This window comes from Psychrobacter sp. SCQQ22, assembly GCF_015864605.1.
In the GTDB taxonomy this organism is placed as follows: domain Bacteria; phylum Pseudomonadota; class Gammaproteobacteria; order Pseudomonadales; family Moraxellaceae; genus Psychrobacter; species Psychrobacter fozii.
Window position 1 is genome coordinate 71,048 of record NZ_JADYWZ010000001.1, and the last position, 21,221, is coordinate 92,268.

Genomic DNA, 21,221 nt, shown 5'->3' on the forward strand with positions numbered 1-21,221 from the left:
TATTACTTTAACTCTTCATCAACAATGCATAATAGAAACCATCGCCACTCGCGCTATCAATCGGTAAGCACTGACGACCAATCGCTTGTTCGATACCCCAACTGCATTCTTCGGTAAACTCAATCGCTACCGCATCATTATGATGAGTGATAAAGTCCTGCATTTGCTCGACATTCTCTTGCTTTAAGATAGAGCACGTCACATACAGCAGATAACCACCAGATTTGAGTTGTGGCCATAGATTATGCAAGATATCTGCTTGCAACAGTGCCGTTTGCTCGATGTCTTCTTCGGTACGCAGGATACTGATATCAGGATGACGACGAATCACGCCAGTCGCGGTACAAGGAGAATCCAATAATATCGCATCAAATACGGGTTCATTGGTCGCCGCTTTTTTGTTTTTCCCATGCTGCCATCTGGTCGCATCTGCACAGACAATATTCAATGCAATGCTGTTATCTGCTTGCTGCAAATCATGCTGACTCAAATTTAGGCGCTGTAAATTCTCACGAATACGCTCGATACGAGGTGCTTCATTATCAATAGCTGTTACCTTGATATCAGTAATTGCAGGTGACGTTTCAGCATTATCTTGTTTCACGTGAAACAACGATGATTCGTCATTAGCGCTTATGAGCTCTAACCAGTGAGCCAATTTACCACCAGGTGCCGCACAAGCATCTAAAATGTGTATCTCATTATTACTTTCATCACTGTCGCTGTCAGTATTCGCACTTTCAGCAATGAGCTTAGCCATCAATGCTTTATTAATAATCGGTGCAGCTAGCTGGGCATGCATGTCTTGAACGCTAGCAGTCCCTACAGCAAAATCAGGTAAAGCGTTGACGGCAGTGCTTTGATGCAGTCTAAGACCTTTGGTTGATAGCGTAGTAGTAGCAGCGGCAGACTCTGACGAATTCGCTACCTTAAAGCCAGTCGTTAGCTCAACGATATCTGCATCAATTTCTGCCCCGTCCAATGCATGCTGATAATCTTCTACTGAAGTAACCGCCGAATTCACTCGTAAAAACATCGGTGCTGGCTGACGCAAACCTTGTGTCAGTTCATCATACTGCTCGCTCCAGTCTTGCTTAAGTTGATAAGCGAGCCAATTCGGTAGGCTATGCTTTTTATCGCATTTCTTACGGAATTTACTTGGATTCTTCGCGACTTTACGCAAAATAGCATTCACCAAACCAGTCGAATGAGCAAACTCAATTTCTTTTGCAGCTTCAACGGTTTCGTGAATTGCAGCATGGTCAGCCACTTCTAAATACAGTAACTGCACTAAGCCTACTTGAATGGTCGTACGAACCTCAACTTCATCAATAGGGTTGTCCGCTAAGCTATCGAGCAACCGTGCCAGCGCGTGCCATTGACGCAATGTCGTAAGCAGTAGCGCATGTGCAAAACCTTTGTCACCATCGTGTAGACTGTTTAGCAGTGGATCAAGGACGCTTGAGAGCGACTGACCGTTTTGAATGGCCAGTAAGGTACGAATCACACGTACGCGTACGCTACCATTCATAATAAGGTTGCTTGATGGTTTGAGCTTATTGTTTCTAGGCGCAGTACTGTTTTGTCTCATTAAATTTCATTTCCTTGACGTATCATTGATAGCGTCTTGTGCAGATAGGGTTAACTATCATTAAGTTAGGTTCAGTTATTTTGATTCTGTCGTAAATTGATCGCCGTCATTTAATTGGTTGCCGTGGCAAACTTGTTCGGCCGTCATGGGCTTACCACCTGCAAACTGCAAGTGAGTTATGGCTAAAGTCGTGGCCGATGACTCGGTATCACTGTCTTTGCCACAAGCCACTAAAATCGCTTTTCGTCCGACACTGATAACAGTTCCAGCAGGTTCATTAGTTTGCTGAGAGGCATTCACAGGCAAACTCGCCAACACTTTGACACGTTGTCCTGCAAGAAAAGTATAAGCACCTGGCCATGGGGTCAGCCCTCGGATTTGGCGTTCAATAGCAGCAGCAGGCTGTGACCAGTCAACTTCGCCTTCCGTTTTGACCAGCTTTTCAGCATAGTTGGCTTGACTATCATCTTGAGCGATAGCTTGCGCTTGATAAGTAGATAAGTCTTTTAGCACCGTACTGATGGCTGTCGCACCAAGCGCAGCCATTTTATCGTGTAGACTGGCAGCAGTATCAATAAGATCAATACTAGCGCTGACTTTATAAATCATGTCGCCTGTATCCAAGCCTTTGTCCATCTGCATAATGGTAATACCCGTCTCATCATCTCCGGCTAAGAGTGCACGGTGTATCGGTGCCGCACCGCGCCAACGCGGTAATAGTGAGGCATGGATATTTAAGCAACCATGAATAGGCATCTCTAATACGCCGACAGGTAAAATCAACCCGTAAGCGGCGACAATCATGACATCAGGCTGGTAACTGCGCAGAGTCTGCCTAGCAGCCAACCCTTCTGTACTGGATTTTTTAAAAGTGAGTGGTTGCTCTACAGGGATATCGTTCGCGAGTGCAACCTCTTTGACCGCAGAAGCCGCCAGCTTTTGGCCACGACCTGCTTTGCGATCAGGCTGTGTGTACACCGCCACAATCTCTATATCCAGTACATCTTGCTGACTGATTAGTGACTCCAGACTAATCGCTGCAAACTCAGGCGTCCCCGCAAATACCACCCTCAATCGGCCAGTAGATAGAGGATTATGGGGAATAGATAGCGTAGATATATCTGAGGTAGAAGCAATTGTAGTCATAATCATGCATTATATAGGGTTAAGTTGCTCATTATAGGTGAGTTTACAACGTTGTGCCATGATTGTAACTGTAGCAATGCGGCGTTACTAATGACGCCGTTTATCTTTATAATAGTTAAAGAACTTAAAACCATAAGGAATTAAGCAAGCTACCTACTGATTCAAACTTACGATTCACTCACTATGTTTTTTCGTGTCGATATAGGACCACGTTTTCATGCAACAATTTCAGTCCTTAAAGCGCTTACTTATATTTTATGCACTGACGTTGCTAGTGATGCTAGTACTGTATTACTTTACGCTTTTTCACGAAATAAAGACAAACAGTGAACAACAAAGTATCAATACCTTTTACTCATTACAACATGAAATCACTGAGCATGCAGGCCCACTAAACCCTGAAATTGACAGATTTTTGAAGCAGCTTGCCTTTGAAGGTATCAGCTATCAGTTGGTGTTTATGATGCCATCTGGTCAGACTTATATTCACCGCTATACCCGTCCAGATGAGCGTGCTTTCCCTACTGTCAGCTTTCCCACTATTACATCGTCACCTCCTGATAACAGTAGTCATAGCGCCTATAAGCTTAACAGCCGTAACCTGACAGGCACAATCAAGCTCAAAAGTGGTCATCAAATTTATATTATATTACGTCATAAACCGCTTATCATTGACTGGATATCTTACCGCTATTGGTTGCCGCTAATGACAGCGATTGTACTTTTTATCATCGCTTTACTTTACATGTTCAACCGTCGTATCAATTGGGAACAGCTAATAAGTTATACCGACAGCCTAAACAGTCATAAACAAGAAGTTTATAGCACACCACCTTTTCTATATAAAAAATCCACGCCTGAGTTCTTGCGTTTAGGTCATGCGCTGAGCCGTGTCAGCTACCAACTACACAGTAACTATCGCCGTATAAAAACCCTAACACACCGTCTTGAACGTTTGGTAAACCAAGCACCACTGCCGATGATTATGATTATGCGTCACGGTCAGATTAGCTTTTGTAATCAACGTTTTGACCAAGTATTTACTTGTCCTCCTGAGAGTAATAAAAACTATGAGCTAATAGACTTCGTCGCAGGTAAGGATGAGTCTACCCAGCTGCTATTACAATCACTGTCTAATCTACGTGTCACTCGCACATTGAATGTTTATGGATTAGAGGATGGACAAGCTTACCAATTAAATATCACACCATGGTTCGGTGAACACGGACAAGTTCATGGCTTTACAGTGATTTTTAACAACATCAATGAAATCGTTAAGCAAAACGAGCAATTGCAGCAAAAAAACAAACAGCTGAAATCTAAGCTTGACGAATTCTATAAGCTTCGCCTTGTTATCGGTCATAAGCTGCGTGTACCGATAGAGGCAATGATCGATACTCTTGAGCCTATCGATCCCAAGAGACTGGATGCTAGGCAGAATAAGACGTTAGATACTCTGATAAAAACCAGCCAAAACATGCTAACCGTACTCAACGATACGCTGCATATTGGCAATATTGAAGTTAGAAAAAGTCGACTGAGTATTGAACCTGTTGATATTTATCAACTGACTAAGGAAGTTAATAGTCTAGTCATCAATGACATAAAACAGCAGGGATTGGAGTTAATTTACTTCTTTGCCCCAGACTGCCCACGTTACATTGATACTGATGACGTTCGTCTACGTCACATCCTATTAGACTTATTAAAAAATGCCATAAAATTTACAACTTCAGGCTATGTCGCACTCACGATAGATCGCGTCACAGAAGAGCAAATCAAACGCATAAATAGCGATCGTATACTTCCTACCCATAATACGATGGTACCTACTCAGGCTTCCCACTGGGTTCATTTCAGTATAAAAGATACAGGGGTTGGCATTGATGCTGATAAAAAAAATCAGCTCATCACTGTTTTTAATCAAAAAACCAATCTAGATAATAACAAACCAACTCAAGCTACTGAGCAAGCAGGCACAGGGTTAGATAATGCCAATAGCTTTGCACAATTATTAGGTGGTTTTATCGAGTTGAAAAGTACGATAGGCAAGGAGAGCATATTTAATGTTTACCTCCCTTGCCGCCGTCCTAACTATCAGCCGGTATATCATCAGAATCAACATTTAAGTGGCATCCACCTCATCGCTGTCATCGAGCAACCTCTTGTTGCTGAAAATTTACAGCGCTTGTGCAAACACTTAGCCATCCCGATGACTATTCATACCGCAGTAGACTTAGTCACCTTGAGGCAATTAACAAATACATTAATACAGAACGAGCAGATGCTCACGCCTATCCTATTATTGGATTACGAGTACTACAAAACCATCACTTTAACTGATAATGATAACAACTCTCAAAATATACAAACAGATATAGTAGAGAAGCAAATAGATTGGAAATATAAAACACTCAATAATAGCGATAAGCTTCAGGCTTTGAACGACTTGCTAGCGACGCCTTTATTACCAAAACTATTATTTAGCATGAAGCCTGAACGTCATATTCCATCTGTATTGTTAGACAAATATGATGGCTTTTTAACCAAACCACTAGATGCTAACTTACTGGTTTCTGAATTGCTGCGCTTAACGATATCAGCTAGGAAAAAGCTTACAGCACCTATCAGCTGTGAAAAAGAGAGTAACCAACAACCAATAGACACAGCTAAACCAAAAGACGAAACTCTATCACCACTTATTTTGGTAGCAGAAGACAGTCCAACCAATCAGAAAATAACCTGCAAAATATTGAGTAAACTGGGCTATCGTAGTGTTGTCGCAGAAGATGGTCAGCAAGCATTACACAAACTGAAAGAGCAGCGTCAGGATATTTCCCTTATCTTGATGGATTGTAGAATGCCTGTCATGGATGGGTTGCAGGCTACTCGTGCTATCCGTGCGCAAGATGACGATATTCCTATCGTGGCGCTGACGGCAAACAATGCACAAGAAGATCGTGATGCTTGTATGCACGTAGGAATGGATGATTTTCTATCTAAACCGATTAACAAGAAAGAATTAGAGGCCGTATTAGAACGCTTAATAGAAGCATAAAAATCACGCTAATTGCAACTGAGTAGTATGTTATTAGGCAGCTACTCAATTGCTCAAATACTTATTTTTATATGGTTAGCGATTACTTCATAAAGCCATTATCTGCTAAGAAAGCTTCCGTAATCTGACTTTGTGGACTTGGCGCATTCATACCGCCCGTTTGCGACTTATTCAATAAACGCTCTAAATAGCGTGCAACGATGTCCACTTCGATATTAACTTTGTTTCCAACCAGCCAATGTTTAGCGATATTGGTAACTTGCGCCGTATGTGGAATAATATTTAAAGAAACAATATTGTCACGTACAAGGTTGGTTGTCAGGCTAATGCCATCAATCGTAATAGAGCCTTTAGTCGCTGTGTAATGTGCCAGCTCTTGTGGTATTTCGATTTCAATATAGATAGAGCGTGCATCTTGTTGTATCTTGCTTACTACCCCAACGCCATCCACGTGACCAGCCACAATGTGACCACCGAAACGTGTTGTTGGTAGCATGGCTTTTTCTAGATTGACAATATGACCGGGTTTTAATGTCTCTAACGCTGTACGAGCAATTGTCTCACGTGAAACATCAACAGAATAATGATTGCTGCCGAACTCTACCACCGTCAAACAAATGCCATTTGAGGCAATCGAATCTCCCAGTTTCACATCACTGAAATCTAAATCATTAGATTCTATTGTCAAACGTATATCACCGCCCGTAGGCTGCATAGATTTTACTTTTCCCACACTCTCTATAATTCCAGTAAACATATTGGCCTCATCTCTTTGTAATACTGCCGTTATCGACAATATATTTTAATTCATTCGTATTTTGGTAGTGTTTGTCCAAACTAAATTTTTAGTGAAACCTAAGCTAATTCTATGCTCATTATGAGATAACTTGTGGATAAGTAATGATAAATCAACCTTTAGTAAGCCAAAAACCCTCGATAATAACAAGTTATCCACAGGAAAATAAAATTCAAGAATAGAACAAGCTACTTGTAAATTAAGTTTAAGTTATTGATTTAATTGTTTTTATTGATATTATTGTATGTAGACGTATAATATAAGTTTCATGTGAAACAAAGTTATACACAGTTTCATGTGAAACCTAGGTTATATAACATTACTTATCCACATTTAGCCCACACCAGATATAAATTATAGATAAACCCTTTACACTCAATGGCTTATAGAGGTAACAACGTTAACTTAAGATCAGAGCCTACCCGTTCATGGCTACTAACACTAAAACGTAGCTGCTCTGCTAAAGACAGCGGATTGAACTCGACCATCGGTTTGGCCTGTGCGCCCAATAAACAGGGTGCTTGATAGACGATTAATTCATCCACTAACTGTTGGCTTAAAAAGCTACCAGCGACGCTAGCACCAGCCTCTACTAACACGTCATAACATTGATACTCACTCACTAATGTTTTTAATAGTGTAGTCAGATCATCTGTACGCCAATATAGTGTATTTGGACGACGACATAACTGATGACTAGACTCTAGATTATTCTCTAGCCGTTGACGTCTATCGAGCACTACTACGAGAGGTGGCGGCACTTGCTCAGGTGGCACACCTAATTGGCTAGAACGTATATTAAGCTGTGGATCGTCTGCAATAACCGTTTCACTACCCGTAATAATCGCGCCACTTTGAGCCCGCAGTTTCTGCACGTCTTCACGGGCAGCTGTTGACGTAATCCATTTTGACTCACCGGATGCCATCGCTGTACGACCGTCCAGACTGGTAGCAATTTTTAGACGTACATAAGGCATCTGAGTACGCATCGCCTTTAGAAACCCGCGATTTAAGGCTTCTGCTTGCTCTGTCAGTACAGCAACTATAACTTCAATACCAGCCTGCTCTAACAACGTTATGCCGCGTCCAGCAACTTGTGGATTAGGGTCGAGGCCTGCTATTACAACACGCTTTATGCCCGCATTAATGAGACCCGATGCGCAAGGTGGTGTACGCCCTGTATGACTACAAGGCTCTAAAGTTACATAAGCTGTGGCTCCTACTGCCTTCATACCTGCTTCTTTGATCGCAAATACTTCTGCGTGAGGCTCACCTGCTTTGGGATGAAATCCTTGTCCGACTACTTCTCCTGCTTGGACAATGACACAGCCCACTGCAGGATTGGGCCTTGTGGTATACAAACCTTGCTTTGCCTGCTCAATAGCAAGCATCATAAAGTAGCGATCTTGTGCATTTTGAGCATGGTTTTGAATAGACATAGCAGTAAACTTAATCAATAATTGAGGGTTCTATATAAGAAAGTAAGTGTTTGAGACCTGATTAATAGAGTAACTATGACTTATTTATCAGTTTCGTTCGATTGTTTTTCATTTGGGCGGATATTCGCAATTTCTTGATGAAAAGCATCAATATCTTGAAAGTCCCGATAGACACTAGCAAAGCGCACATAAGCGACATCATCTAGTGTTTTGAGTTCACTCATGATTATTTCACCTAAGACTTTACTACTAATCTCACGCTCACCCATTTGTCTAACACGCTTCTCAATTCGGCTAATCATCGCCTCTTGCTCATCAATTGTGATAGGACGCTTTTGCAAAGGCAATAAAATAGAGCGACGCAACTTTTCATTATCATAAGGCTCAATCTTGCCACTTGATTTGATAATTCTTGGCATCACGACTTCGACCATCTCAAAGGTAGTAAACCGCTCTTGGCAGCTATTGCATGAACGGCGGCGGCGAACTTGTGCACCTTCCGCAGCAAGACGCGAGTCAATAACCTTAGTCTCTGACGCATTACAATACGGACAGTGCATCACATTTTCCTTGTTTTAATATTGAGAGTCGAAGTCTTTATTTATGAGACCTGTGCTAGAAAAGTAAATAATATTAGTACTTTATTATTTACCAATACAAAAGCTACCAAAAATCTTACCTAGTAAGTCATCCGCACTAAACTCACCTGTAATCTCGCCCAGACTGCGCTGTGCTTGACGTAAGCTTTCAGCAACTAACTCTCCGGCTTGAAAGACCGTTAACTGCTCATGAGCCTCTGCCAAAAAGTTAGCAGTCCGTCTAAGAGCATCCAAATGTCTTGTACGAGCAATGAGGCTGTTTTCTGGTGGATGAAAACCCACTTTAGCACACAATGTTTCGACCAGATTATCGATACCAACACCTGTTTCACATGAAACATTAACTTGTTCGTAGCCTCTATCTGTGATTTCAGCTCGGGTCATAGAAGCAGATTTTTCACTACTATTATCGCTCAATAAATCGCTTTTATTGGCAATGATTAGTAAGCGTTTAGCCTCTGGTAGCTCACCAAATAACTGCTCAGCGAGTTGCAACGGTGTACTCTCTTCTTCGACATCACGAGTAACATCGTAGACCATCAGCAGCATATCAGCCTGAGTAATAGCCGTGCGTGCACGCTCAATACCAATACGCTCTACCGTGTCTTCTGTATCACGTAGACCTGCCGTATCAGTCAAATGAAGTGTGAGCCCATTGAGAACTACTGTCTCTTGCAGCGTATCACGGGTAGTCCCTGCTACGTCAGTAACGATAGCTCTCTCCTGACCCGCTAGACGATTGAGCAGGCTTGATTTCCCTGCATTTGGTCTACCTGCTAGTACCACATGAATGCCATCACGTAGCAGCTGGCCTTGTTTTGCCGTTGCTAGTACTTGTTGTATTTTTTCCTGTGTTTGCTCAAGCTTATTTTGTATCACACCATCAGATAAAAAGTCGACGTCCTCTTCATCAGGAAAATCAATAGCCGCTTCAACGTGCAAGCGCAGATGAATAAGTTGCTCTAACAGTTGATTAATTTTTTGTGAAAACTCACCACTGAGAGAGCGAATAGCACTACTAGCTGCCGCCGCACTGGTCGCATCGATCGCATCAGCAATCGCCTCTGCTTGAACCAAATCTAATTTGTCATTATCAAAAGCTCTATAAGAGAACTCCCCTGCACTGGCTTGTTTTGCACCCAACTCAAACACACGAGCTAGCAACTGATTTTGCAAAATCATGCCACCATGCCCTTGCAGCTCAATCACATCTTCACCGGTGAATGAATGTGGACCTTTGAAATACAGCACCAAACCTTCATCAATCACTGTGCCATCAGCCTGATAAAATCGGCAAAAACTGGCCATACGTGGCGTAAAGGCAGACTTACCTGTTAAGGCACAGGCCATATCATACGCACGCGCACCTGACAAACGTATAACGCCGACACCACCACGGCCAAGCGGTGTTGCAATGGCTGCAATCGTAGCCAATCCAGCCGAGCTAGGTTTATCAGATGAATGAGGCGAGGTTGACGCGTTTTCTAGGGAATCCACTATAACTCTCAATAACTAAAAACCCCATTATAGACGCCTCAGCACTGACTGACAAAGCAAACTTTACATAGTGATACTTTGAGCATGTGGCACGTTTCTTTTATTTTTTATTGAGAATAAGTTAAAGGCAATAGATATGTGCCACGCATAAAAAAACCACCGCCGTAGCGATGGTTTTCTATCAATTCATAAGCTAGAGCTAGTTAGTCCAGTACTTTCACAGTACGGCGCTTTTGCTCTTCTTCAACTTTTTTATTGACGATATATTGCTGAGTCATACTAAACAAGTTGTTCACAGTCCAGTATAGAACCAGACCCGCTGGAAAGAACAGCATGAATGCAGTAAAGATAATCGGTAAGAACTTCATAACCTTTGCTTGCATTGGATCAGCTGGCTGCGGATTAAGCTGTTGCTGAATAAACATGGACGCGCCCATTAGTAGTGGCAAAATAAACCATGGATCCATCGATGATAGATCCTGAATCCACAAGATCCAAGGGGCATGACGCAGCTCAACACTTTCAACCAGTACCCAATATAACGCTAAGAAAATCGGCATTTGCATCAGAATAGGCAAACAACCCGCCATTGGATTGACTTTCTCTTCTTTATAAATGGCCATCATCTCTTGCGACATCTTCATACGATCATCGCCATGCTCTTCTTTGAGCGCTTTGAGTTTCGGTCCGATAGCTCGCATTTTCGCCATTGAGTAGTAGCTCTTGTTAGAGAACCACATCAAGGCAACTTTAACTAGCACCGTCAATAGAATAATTGACCAACCCCAGTTACCGATGATTTTGTGAATACCATCCAAGATAGCAAACAAGATCTTAGATATTGGCCATAACAGACCATAATCGACCGTTTTGTTGAGGCCTACCGAAACTTCTTTGAGTTCAGACTGTACTTTTGGACCAGCATATAATGTGGCATTCAACGTCAACTGCTTGTTTGGTGCTACATTAATAGGCTGACTATTAAAACCAATAAAGTAATCATCACCCGTTTCGCGGCTAAAGAAATTACCGGTAAAGTTTTCAGGCGTCCATGCAGATACAAAGTAATGCTGCACGATACCAACCCAACCTTTATCACTGGTCGTCGTCAACTCGCCATCACTAAAGTCACCAAACTTCAGCTTATTATAAGGATCGTCAGGAGTACCCCAAGCACCGCCCAAATAAGTAGCCATGCTCAATGCGCCTTTGTCAGACGTACCAGGGTCTTTACTATCATCACGCTTTAACTGCGCAAACATCTGACCTTGCCAAGCATTGGTAGAGGTATTCTGAATTTGATAGCTAATATCAATCGGATACTTACTTTCAGTAAAGGTGAAGGTCTTGGTAATTGTCACGCCATCTTTTTTGTAAGTTAGCGGTACAGACAGTGTTTGCTGCCCTTCTTCCATTACATAATTATTGGCAGTATGACTGTAATTGGCACGACCTTCTGCCGTATCAATACCATCTTGACCAATTAAACCAGACTGAGCCACGTATACACGATTGCTATTATTTTCTAGCAATACGAAAGGCTTATCGCTATCGAGCTTCGCGTTATATTGCTTAAGAGCAGCATAAACAATATCGCCGCCTTCTGGATTGATTTTTATATCATAGCGATCGGTCGTAACCGTGATTAGACCTGTGTCTTTAGCAGGAGTAGGGGTCGCAGTCACTGTGTCGCTATCGACAGGTTGTGTCTGTGCCGGAATATCACCTGCTGCACCGGTCGAAGATGGAATGTCAGCACCCACTGAAGTGGTCGTTTCTGGCAGCACATCTACCGCTGGTGCATCGGCATAATCATCTCGCCATGCCAAAATCAGCAGATAAGCGGTGATTAGCATCGCAATGATGATCATCACCCGAAATATCTTTTGCATAAACCTTTCCTAGATTAAAAAATTAGGGAATGAAAAATTAGGGCATGTGTCATGACTGTACAGCACGGCTGTCCTGATGTTTAACAACAGTATTGCGAGTCATTTACATAAAATGTGCATTATTTTACTAAAAATCAGCCTTAAATGATACCAAGAGTGTGGATAACTTGTGGGTAACTCTTTGGTCTTTATATCAAAGCCAATCGATATTCACTTCGATCCTAACGTCATTAAATGATTAAGGCGTGAAACATAGCTTTTGCTATCTCGATAAACACCCAATCCTTGAACGTTTATATGTGGTAAGCAAGCAAAAGATACGTAACTATATTGGTAAGAAGCTAAAGGTAGTGGCACGAAATCAATGCCATGCCCACCTAGAGGGTGACATCTGCCAATACGTTTTAACAGTAGCCAGCTGCCAGATCGGACACCGTGCCACATCAAAGCCTGTTTACCGTAATTTGAACAAGTTGGATAATATCTACAACGAGCAGGTATCATTGGGCTAATTATTTTTTGATAAAAATTAATTATATTTAATAAAAATTTATAAAAAATAACTTTATTAATTTTTATAAAAAAATTCATTTTATTTTATTTCTACTTTTTTAAAAATATTATTTATTTGATTTTTTAATTCTTTTTTATCTATGTCTTTTATTGATTTCTTAACAATAAAAACAATGTCTTTACTTTCTATTCTAAAAGCCTTTGATCGGAACTGTTCACGTATTTGACGTTTAATTAGATTTCGAGCGACTGCAGTAGGTACTTTGCGCTTTGTAATAGCCATACCAACTCTCGGTTTATCATGAGTATTAGTACGTACAAAGGCCATCAAATGACTTTGGTGAATCTTACGTTCAGGCGCATCAAACACCTCACGAAAGGCCGCTGGTGTTAGCAGTCGCTGCTCTTTAGTGAAATGTGCGGTAGGTGTAGCTGAAACAGTATTTGGCATATTAAGACCTAGTATAAGAGCTAATAGCAAGATTGGAAATAATAGTAAAATATAGAGACAAAAAAAGCGCCTATTTGGGCGCTTTTAATATATGGCTAAGTGTCAGTTGTGATGATTGACTATCGCAATCTATGAATAATAGAGACACAACAAGCACAATTAGCCATGCTTATCGCAATCTACTGATTATACAGTAAGGCGATGACGTCCTTTAGCGCGGCGACGAGCTAAGACCTGACGGCCTTTTTTAGTTGCCATACGAGCACGGAAACCGTGAGTACGTTTACGCTTGATCACGCTTGGTTGGAATGTACGTTTCATAACTCACCTATCAAAATAATGGACTAAATTCGTAATAACGGAGGATTATACCACCAGATACTGTCTTGGTCAATAAACTAATTTAATCAGTATTTATACAGGTAAAAATTACTATTGTTAGAAGCAAGTTTTTAGTAGCTGATTTTTGATAAGTAGAAATAACTAGCATTAGTTTAACTGTTCAGTAAACCTAGTTTGTGAAACTAATATTTAAAAGTTATCCACAGTTTGTCTCAAACTCTATAATAATTAACTATTAATATATATAAGTATTGTTGTTATTGGGAGCCTTATTATCTGTGGTTAACTCTAATTTTCTTTTTATAATCAAAATACTAGGCTATGGGCAAACCTGTGGATAACCTGTGGGTTAAATATGGATAACTCAAGGTTGGAAGTTGTCCACAAAACTATCCACAGTCTTATCCCCAAAAAACAAGGTTTTATCCACAGGGTAACTGTGTTAAATTAGCTACCTACTCGACGTGTAGTTTTACTCGGTTTACAGTGACTATCTTCGGTCTAGCAAGTAGGCACTGCATTAGTGCTCTAATAGCGATTTATACCGTTGAGATATCTGTTATTTCAAATTATAGGGTTAGTACTTTTCATGATAGACACAGCAAATATTTGGGATAAATGTTTAAACGATTTACGCTATAACGTAAAAGACAATGTATTTACTATGTGGTTGAGACCATTATCAGCACATCAAGAGGCTCAAACCCTTATAATACTTGCCCCTAACGATTATTTTGTCACTTATATTAAAAAGAACCATTTGCAAGATATCCAGCAATTGGTCGCCAAGCATAGCCAAGGAAGTATTGAAGAGGTTATCGTACGTGTTGATAATGCAGGTCGTGATATCGACGATAACCAACCACAGTCAGGGTCTTTATTTGCAGAAGATAAGCCCTCCCCTCCCCCAGCAGAACATAATTTTGAGACGATCCATCACAATAATGCGAAAGCGGACATTGATGCCAACATGCGTCATGCAGAACTAGTTGATTCTGCTGATGCTAAGTCACTTAGTTATCTTAATCCTGAGTTTACTTTTGAAACCTTCGTGACGGGTAAGTCTAATAACCTTGCTTACAAAGCTTGTTATGAGCTTGGTAAACGTCAGTCGAAAAATCGTCACAATCCTCTATTTATATATGGCCCTTCTGGTTTGGGAAAAACCCATTTAATGCATTCTGTAGCACATCGCTATTTAAAAAATAATCAAAGTTTTTATTATTTCACTTCTGAAAAATTTATTAATCAATTAGTTTATTCATTAAGAAACAATAAAATAGAAGATTTTAAAAAGAAAATTAAAAAAGTAGATTTATTAATTGTAGATGATATTCATGTATTAGCTGGAAAGACCAAAAGTAGTAATGAATTTTTAACATTGTTTGCAGATTTTACCAGTGGTGATAAACAACTCATTTTGGCCTCTGATCGTCATCCATCACAAATGACTGAGTTTGACGAGCGCTTTAGATCAAGATTCTCTTGGGGTTTGACCGTAGCAGTTGATCCACCTGAGATTGATACTCGTGTTCAAATTTTGCAGAAAAAAGCAGCATCATATGGAATGGTGTTACCTAAGGAATGCGCACTATTTATCGCACAAAATGTGGTGTCGAATGTTAGGCGATTAGAAGGTGCGCTAAATCAAGTGTTTGCCAATGCGAATTTAACAGGTGCACAGATAACGCTTGAAATGGTGCAATATGCGCTAAAAGATATCGTCGCGATGCGTGTGCAAGCCGTTAATATGGATAATATTCGTAAAGTAGTCGCTGAATACTATGATGTGACTATCAAAGATATGATGGGTCGTAAGCGCACGCGCAGTATTGCTAGACCTCGCCAAATTGCGATGGCTCTATCACGTGAATTGACGGGGGATAGTTTTCCTGAGATTGGTCAGTCATTTGGTGGACGTGATCACACAACGGTGATGCATGCTTGTGATAAAGTTAATGAACTACGAGCCGCAGATCCTGCGTTTGATAAGGATTACAAGACCCTAGCGCTAATGTTGCAAGCAGGTTAGTAGGCCACAGTATCACTATGTTTTAGTAGGATGATATGGTTTATAATATTGACGGTATATGCACACAGATAGCTAATGGATTATAGTCAGTAGACAAGGTATTATTAAGCCTAAGCTATTGTTCTGAATTGATAAAAATACAGTCATTTAAATAAGAGTAACTAAGCATGCAATTATCGATTAATCGAGAGTCGTTACTAAAAGCCATTAACTTGATCGCCAAGGCTGCTGATAAACGCCATAATATGGTTATTTTAGGTAATATTAAGCTACAGCTGTCTGAGTCAGCGCTTGTTTTGACAGCTTCTGATTTAGAAGTAGAGTTGACCTCGACGTTGAAATTGCCTGCAGGTGCTTGTGTTGAAGCTGGGACAACAACGTTACCTGCGACGAAGCTGAAAGATATTTGCAAATCATTACCAGCACAAGCGCAAGTCAACCTGGCAACTCAAGAGAATGAACGTTGCCTACTGACTAGCGGTAAGAGTCGTTTTACATTAGGCACATTGCCAGCCGAAGACTATCCAAGCTTGGGTAATCCAGAAAACATCACACCATTAATCATCAGCCGTAGCCGCCTTACTGATTTGATTCACAAAACTCAGTTTGCGATGGCCATTCAAGATGTGCGTTATTATCTAACTGGCATGTTGTTTGATGTATCACAGCAGCAGCTAACCACGGTTGCCACTGATGGGCATAGATTGGCTTTAGCGCGTAGTGTCATCGATGTGAGTGCTGATCTGAATATGCAGGCTATCTTGCCACGCAAAGCTGTCATTGAGCTTGAGCGCTTGGCGTCTGAGCTTGGTAAAATGCTCGGAGATAAAGATAATCCAGTGACCTTAAGTTTTGGTCGTGAGTTTCTGCAAGTCAGCTTACCGTTTGGTGATGTTGATAGTGCAGGGCAGGTGAGCGATAATTTAATGGTCACGTTTACAGCACGTCTGATCGATGGTAAGTTCCCAGATTATCGCCGTGTTATGCCGAGTAATACGGATAAATTGGCTTTGTTCAACCAAGAAAAAATGACTGATGTATTACGTCGTGTTGCAATTTTGAGTAATGAAAAATCTCGCGGTGTGGTATTTAATTTTGCCAGTGACGGTATGGTAGAAGTACGTGCTAATAATGCTGAGCAAGACGAAGCGGTGGAAATGATACAAGCTAAGTATCAAGGTGAGCCAATGGAGCTATCGTTTAATGCTGCTTATTTACAAGATGTATTGGGCGTTATTCAAGGTGATTTGCAAATGCATATGAGCCAATCAAATGCTTCTGTGTTGGTTAATCAGCTGAATGATGAATTCCATCAGTATGTCATTATGCCCATGCGAATATAGTGATATTCGTTTTATAAGAGTGGCAGAGTTGAGTTTTGAGCTGTATTTAAGTGCAAATTTACTCTTAGAGTGGATTTGCATTTTTAGAGTTTAATCTTTTATACTTATATTATTTATTCGACTTATGCCTACTTTTTATATGCTATTTTAATAGGCGGTTATCAGTATTATGATTGAACGTCTGCAAATATCACACCTTCGAAATCTAACACAAGTCAATCTACAGTCCGCTGCGTGTAACGTCATTATCGGCGCGAACGGTAGTGGAAAAACATCCTTACTTGAAGCTATATTTTTGCTGTCCAGAGGCAAAAGTTTCCGGCATCACCAGCCCAAGCGCTATATTCAACATCATCAAAATATGGTCACTGTACATGCTAAGCTTAATGATAGCAGTACCTTAGCTATCCAAAAACAAGCTGATGCTACAACACTCTTGCGTCTTAATCAGACTACTGTCTACAACCAAAGCATCTTAACTGAGCAACTGCCAACACTACTGATAGATCCATCAACGATGGATATGCTAGAGCAGGGTAGTGCCAGTCGTAGACAGCTATTGGATTGGCTAGTGTTTCACATGAAACAAGGCTTTCATCCGCAGTGGGTGGCTTATCAACGACTGCTAAAACAGCGCAATAGTTTACTAAAAAAATCGCGACATTTGACCCAAGTGCAGCTTTCTGAGTTGAAATCATGGGATAAAGGATTGAGTAGCCATGCAGCACTCATTCATCATTACCGCGAGCGGATATTTACCGAATGGCAGCCTTATTTTGCTGAGAGCATTGAGCAGTTATTACCATCTTATGCCGAACAATTGAGCTTAAGCTACAATGCTGGCTATGATACGAGTATTACGTTAGATGTGCAGCTTAACGAGCGATTAGAGCAGGATCTGCAGCTGGGATACACTCGTATCGGTAACCATCGAGCTGATGTCCATGTACACTGGCATTCTGATGATTCAGTAGAGATGAATGGTGAGTATGCAAGTGCAGCGCTAAAAAATGATGTCAGTGCTAAATTGCCTACTCTAAAAGAGCAAGCAGCTAATGTACTATCTCGTGGGGAAAAGAAGCTGTTAATCACGGCATTAAGGCTGTCTCAGTTACCACTATTGCTCAATGCTGAACAGAATATTGACTCACAGAGAGACGGATTTAATACTAGAGCCACGCCAGTCGTATTGCTAGACGATATAACGGCAGAGCTTGATGGTAGGGCAATAGAGATTTTATTATCGACTTTATCGCAGTTGCCCTGTCAGGTATTTATGAGCAGTTTGACTGATGATATCGTGCCAATGATCCAAGATTTATGGTCAAATCCTAATATGTTTCATGTGAAACAAGGCAATATCCAACCTCTTTAATAACTTCCTTATACTGTCTATTTCATCCTGATTTACAACCTCATAAATCCTCTATACCTACCATTATTTTCCTACAATATCGTTTATTTTTTGAGAGTCATCAATACTAAGAAAACTGTCAGTAAACAGTGACTTAGAAGCAAAAAAATGCTAAAATTAGGCTTTATTTTTATCCTGTTTTCAGCAAGTTGTTTAATAGTGTTATGTAGATATTTTTTATTATTTACAGGTTTCTAAGTGTTTGATAAGTATGTGTTTAATTTATTCTACTGGCTTTAATAATGTTTAAAAAAAAGAAGCTGATTGTGAAGCGATAAAGCACTGACTTTGTGTTCTTTGAGTCAATATCATCTCTGACGAAATCTTGGTTAATTATGTTTTAGCCAATGATGCGTATCGAAGATTTTTACTACAACAGTTGAGTCTAAAATAACGTTATGAGGCATCATCGTAGTGGTGAGTCCATAGCAAACGGCTGATTATGGCTAGATTAAGGAAGACACATGAGTGATTCATTACCTACCGAGCAACTAACATCAGACAGCATTGCTGCAACGACAGTGCCAGCTGTGGCGCCTGAAGTATTACCCTCTGATTATAGCTCTAAAGATATTCGCGTATTACGTGGGTTAGAGGCGGTACGTGTACGTCCTGGTATGTATATCGGTGATACCGATGATGGTACAGGCCTCCACCACATGGTCTTTGAGGTAGTGGATAACTCTATTGACGAAGCGCTTGCGGGTCATTGTGATCAGATTGACATCATTATCCATGAAGACGAATCTGTCAGTGTGATGGACAACGGTCGCGGTGTGCCTGTCGATATCCATCCAGAAGAGGGTGTATCTGCAGCACAGGTCATCATGACGGTACTGCATGCTGGTGGTAAGTTCGATGACAATAGCTACAAGGTGTCAGGTGGTCTGCATGGCGTAGGCATCTCGGTGGTCAATGCTTTATCTAAAAAGCTAGAGATGAATATCTGGCGTGAAGGCTATCACTATAATCAGACTTATACCGATGGTGTACCTGATGCTGATATTCAGCAGATGGAAGCCACGAATCAGACGGGCACGCAAATCCGTTTTTACCCTAGTAGTGATGTGTTTACCGGTACTATTTTTGAATATGACATCTTGGCAAAACGCTTACGTGAGCTATCATTTTTGAACTCTGGTGTGCGTATTGTATTGACTGATGAGCGCATTGATAAGCGTCATGAGTTTGAACACAAAGGTGGATTGCTCGAGTTCGTTAGCTATATCAATGCTGGCAAAGACGGTGTCAACGAAGTCTTCCATTTTACCAGTCAACAAGATGACGGTATCAGTGTAGAGGTTGCACTTCAGTGGACAGATACTTATAACGAAAAAGTACTATGTTTCACCAACAACATACCTCAAAAAGATGGTGGTACTCACTTATCAGGTTTCCGTTCAGCATTGACGCGCTGCCTGAACAGTTATATGGATCGTGAAAAATTATTCAAAAAAGAAAAAGTAGCTGCAACGGGTGATGATGCCCGTGAAGGTCTCACCGCTATCGTCTCTGTAAAAGTTCCGGATCCAAAATTCTCGAGTCAGACCAAAGATAAGCTGGTATCAAGCGAAGTAAAATCAGCTGTTGAATCAGCGATGCATGATAAGTTTAATGACTATCTACTAGAGAACCCAAGCGCGGGTAAAGCGATTGCGAGTAAGATTATTGATGCGGCACGTGCACGTGATGCTGCTCGTAAAGCGCGTGAGATGACGCGTCGCAAGACGACTTTGGATATCGCAGGCTTGCCGGGTAAATTGGCTGATTGCCAAGAAAAAGACCCAGTACTGTCAGAGCTATATATTGTGGAGGGTGACTCTGCAGGTGGTTCAGCCAAACAGGGTCGTAGCCGTAAAACCCAAGCCATTTTGCCATTAAAAGGTAAAATCTTGAACGTTGAGCGTGCCCGTTTTGATAAAATGCTGTCTTCTGCTGAAGTAGGTAACTTAATTACAGCACTTGGTTGTGGCATTGGCCCTGATGAGTACAATCCTGACAAAGTACGCTATCATAAAATCATCATCATGACCGATGCTGATGTTGATGGATCACACATTCGTACGTTGCTGTTGACTTTCTTCTTCCGTCAAACCCCTGAATTAATCGAACGTGGTTATGTTTATATCGCTCAGCCACCGCTATACAAAGTCAAAAAAGGTCGTCAAGAGCTGTATCTAAAAGATGATGAAGCACTTAAAGCGTATCTACTGTCATCGACAATTGACAATACCAAGCTACATATCAGTGCTGCTGCGCCTGCGATCACTGGCCAAGCGTTAGAGACTCTACTGAACGACTATAACCAAACGCAGCTGATCAAAGCACGTTTGCAGATTCGTTTCCCGGCGGTGCTTTTGGATGCGTTGACGCATACATCAAAGTTGACCACGGATATGACTAACGATAAGTCTGCTATGCAAGCATGGAAAGACGCCATGCAAACGCAGCTGGACCATTTCGGTAGTGATCTAAGTCCTGAGATTGAGCTGATCAATATCCATGCGCCTCAGCCAAAAAATATGGATGCGGCAGCAGCTGATTTATTGGGTATGAAGCCAGAATTAGTCGCTGAAGAAACTATCGACGGTGAGGCGCTATCTACCAAAGCACAGTGGTTACCACGTATCACTGTCTATGTGCATCAGTTGGCACATCATTATCTGCTGGATGCGAGTTTCATTAGTTCGGGTGAATACAGCAAACTGTTGCGCTTATCTGCTGAATGGAACACATTGCTTGAAAGTGATGCCTTTATCCGCCGTGAAGCAACAGCGGGTACGACGAAAGATATCCCAGTACGTGACTTCGATTATCTCTGGCAGCAAATGATGGTTGATGCACGCCGAGGTCTAGCCATCCAGCGCTATAAAGGGCTAGGGGAGATGAACGCTGATCAGCTTTGGGACACAACGATGGATCCTGAAAACCGTCGTATGCTACGTGTCACTATCGAAGATGCTATCGCCGCTGACCATATGTTTACGTGCCTAATGGGCGATCATGTTGAGCCGCGTCGTATCTTCATCGAAGAGAATGCGTTGACTGTTTCTAACCTAGATATCTAAATTTAGAGTTGGCTGTTAATAAGATATAAAAATACCGCTT

Annotated in this window: 15 protein-coding genes; 5 read left to right on the forward strand and 10 right to left on the reverse strand. The window is 41.3% G+C overall.

The window, feature by feature from the left end:
• Nucleotides 1-7: 7 nt before the first annotated feature.
• Nucleotides 8-1,591, reverse strand: a complete 1,584-nt coding sequence (locus I6E84_RS00325; protein ID WP_197215414.1) for a transcription antitermination factor NusB — start codon at nucleotides 1,589-1,591, stop codon at nucleotides 8-10.
• A 75-nt stretch (nucleotides 1,592-1,666) separates the two neighbouring features.
• Entirely contained in the window at nucleotides 1,667-2,737 is a 1,071-nt protein-coding gene (gene fmt, locus I6E84_RS00330) for a methionyl-tRNA formyltransferase (protein ID WP_110922229.1), read from the reverse strand.
• A gap of 217 nt (nucleotides 2,738-2,954) precedes the next feature.
• On the opposite strand from fmt, the gene I6E84_RS00335 reads away from it, so the two are divergent.
• Nucleotides 2,955-5,795, forward strand: coding sequence for a response regulator (locus I6E84_RS00335; protein WP_197215416.1), 2,841 nt, complete (start codon nucleotides 2,955-2,957; stop codon nucleotides 5,793-5,795).
• Between the two features lie 82 nt (nucleotides 5,796-5,877).
• On the opposite strand, the gene I6E84_RS00340 is transcribed toward I6E84_RS00335, so the two are convergent.
• The 8 genes from I6E84_RS00340 to rpmH form a co-directional block, all read right to left on the reverse strand.
• On the reverse strand, nucleotides 5,878-6,552 hold the full coding sequence (locus tag I6E84_RS00340) for a riboflavin synthase (protein WP_110922149.1): 675 nt from the start codon (nucleotides 6,550-6,552) through the stop codon (nucleotides 5,878-5,880).
• Nucleotides 6,553-6,974: 422 nt separating this feature from the next.
• Nucleotides 6,975-8,030 (reverse strand): bifunctional diaminohydroxyphosphoribosylaminopyrimidine deaminase/5-amino-6-(5-phosphoribosylamino)uracil reductase RibD, encoded by a 1,056-nt coding sequence (gene ribD / locus I6E84_RS00345; RefSeq protein ID WP_197215418.1) that lies wholly within the window; start codon nucleotides 8,028-8,030, stop codon nucleotides 6,975-6,977.
• An 80-nt stretch (nucleotides 8,031-8,110) separates the two neighbouring features.
• Nucleotides 8,111-8,590 (reverse strand): transcriptional regulator NrdR, encoded by a 480-nt coding sequence (gene nrdR / locus I6E84_RS00350; RefSeq protein WP_110922147.1) that lies wholly within the window; start codon nucleotides 8,588-8,590, stop codon nucleotides 8,111-8,113.
• A gap of 84 nt (nucleotides 8,591-8,674) precedes the next feature.
• Nucleotides 8,675-10,063 (reverse strand): tRNA uridine-5-carboxymethylaminomethyl(34) synthesis GTPase MnmE, encoded by a 1,389-nt coding sequence (mnmE, locus tag I6E84_RS00355; RefSeq protein WP_197215949.1) that lies wholly within the window; start codon nucleotides 10,061-10,063, stop codon nucleotides 8,675-8,677.
• Between the two features lie 266 nt (nucleotides 10,064-10,329).
• Entirely contained in the window at nucleotides 10,330-12,018 is a 1,689-nt protein-coding gene (gene yidC / locus I6E84_RS00360; protein ID WP_197215419.1) for a membrane protein insertase YidC, read from the reverse strand.
• A gap of 210 nt (nucleotides 12,019-12,228) precedes the next feature.
• Nucleotides 12,229-12,609, reverse strand: coding sequence for a membrane protein insertion efficiency factor YidD (gene yidD / locus I6E84_RS00365; protein WP_197215421.1), 381 nt, complete (start codon nucleotides 12,607-12,609; stop codon nucleotides 12,229-12,231).
• Nucleotide 12,610: 1 nt separating this feature from the next.
• Nucleotides 12,611-12,982, reverse strand: a complete 372-nt coding sequence (rnpA, locus tag I6E84_RS00370; RefSeq protein WP_197215423.1) for a ribonuclease P protein component — start codon at nucleotides 12,980-12,982, stop codon at nucleotides 12,611-12,613.
• A 186-nt stretch (nucleotides 12,983-13,168) separates the two neighbouring features.
• Entirely contained in the window at nucleotides 13,169-13,303 is a 135-nt protein-coding gene (gene rpmH, locus I6E84_RS00375; protein WP_007394757.1) for a 50S ribosomal protein L34, read from the reverse strand.
• A 610-nt stretch (nucleotides 13,304-13,913) separates the two neighbouring features.
• Between rpmH and dnaA the strand changes: the two genes are divergently transcribed.
• The 4 genes from dnaA to gyrB all read left to right on the forward strand — a co-directional run bounded on the left by dnaA (nucleotide 13,914) and on the right by gyrB (nucleotide 21,181).
• The gene (gene dnaA, locus I6E84_RS00380) at nucleotides 13,914-15,356 is read left to right on the forward strand and encodes a chromosomal replication initiator protein DnaA (protein ID WP_197215425.1); all 1,443 of its coding nucleotides are present in this window, start codon (nucleotides 13,914-13,916) and stop codon (nucleotides 15,354-15,356) included.
• Nucleotides 15,357-15,523: 167 nt separating this feature from the next.
• Nucleotides 15,524-16,699, forward strand: a complete 1,176-nt coding sequence (dnaN, locus tag I6E84_RS00385) for a DNA polymerase III subunit beta (RefSeq protein ID WP_110922142.1) — start codon at nucleotides 15,524-15,526, stop codon at nucleotides 16,697-16,699.
• A gap of 169 nt (nucleotides 16,700-16,868) precedes the next feature.
• Nucleotides 16,869-18,074 carry a DNA replication/repair protein RecF gene (recF, locus tag I6E84_RS00390; RefSeq protein WP_197215427.1) on the forward strand — a complete coding sequence of 402 codons (1,206 nt, stop codon included), beginning with the start codon at nucleotides 16,869-16,871 and terminating at the stop codon, nucleotides 18,072-18,074.
• 503 nt (nucleotides 18,075-18,577) lie between these two features.
• Nucleotides 18,578-21,181, forward strand: a complete 2,604-nt coding sequence (gene gyrB / locus I6E84_RS00395; RefSeq protein ID WP_227681252.1) for a DNA topoisomerase (ATP-hydrolyzing) subunit B — start codon at nucleotides 18,578-18,580, stop codon at nucleotides 21,179-21,181.
• Nucleotides 21,182-21,221: the final 40 nt, after the last annotated feature.

Coding starts and splice junctions, on each gene's coding strand:
- I6E84_RS00325 (WP_197215414.1), bottom strand. CDS start 1,591: ATGAGACAAAACAGTACTGCGCCTAGAAACAATAAGCTCAAACCATCA.
- fmt (WP_110922229.1), bottom strand. CDS start 2,737: ATGACTACAATTGCTTCTACCTCAGATATATCTACGCTATCTATTCCC.
- I6E84_RS00335 (WP_197215416.1), top strand. CDS start 2,955: ATGCAACAATTTCAGTCCTTAAAGCGCTTACTTATATTTTATGCACTG.
- I6E84_RS00340 (WP_110922149.1), bottom strand. CDS start 6,552: ATGTTTACTGGAATTATAGAGAGTGTGGGAAAAGTAAAATCTATGCAG.
- ribD (WP_197215418.1), bottom strand. CDS start 8,030: ATGTCTATTCAAAACCATGCTCAAAATGCACAAGATCGCTACTTTATG.
- nrdR (WP_110922147.1), bottom strand. CDS start 8,590: ATGCACTGTCCGTATTGTAATGCGTCAGAGACTAAGGTTATTGACTCG.
- yidC (WP_197215419.1), bottom strand. CDS start 12,018: ATGCAAAAGATATTTCGGGTGATGATCATCATTGCGATGCTAATCACC.
- yidD (WP_197215421.1), bottom strand. CDS start 12,609: ATGAATTTTTTTATAAAAATTAATAAAGTTATTTTTTATAAATTTTTA.
- rnpA (WP_197215423.1), bottom strand. CDS start 12,982: ATGCCAAATACTGTTTCAGCTACACCTACCGCACATTTCACTAAAGAG.
- rpmH (WP_007394757.1), bottom strand. CDS start 13,303: ATGAAACGTACATTCCAACCAAGCGTGATCAAGCGTAAACGTACTCAC.
- dnaA (WP_197215425.1), top strand. CDS start 13,914: ATGATAGACACAGCAAATATTTGGGATAAATGTTTAAACGATTTACGC.
- dnaN (WP_110922142.1), top strand. CDS start 15,524: ATGCAATTATCGATTAATCGAGAGTCGTTACTAAAAGCCATTAACTTG.
- recF (WP_197215427.1), top strand. CDS start 16,869: ATGATTGAACGTCTGCAAATATCACACCTTCGAAATCTAACACAAGTC.
- gyrB (WP_227681252.1), top strand. CDS start 18,578: ATGAGTGATTCATTACCTACCGAGCAACTAACATCAGACAGCATTGCT.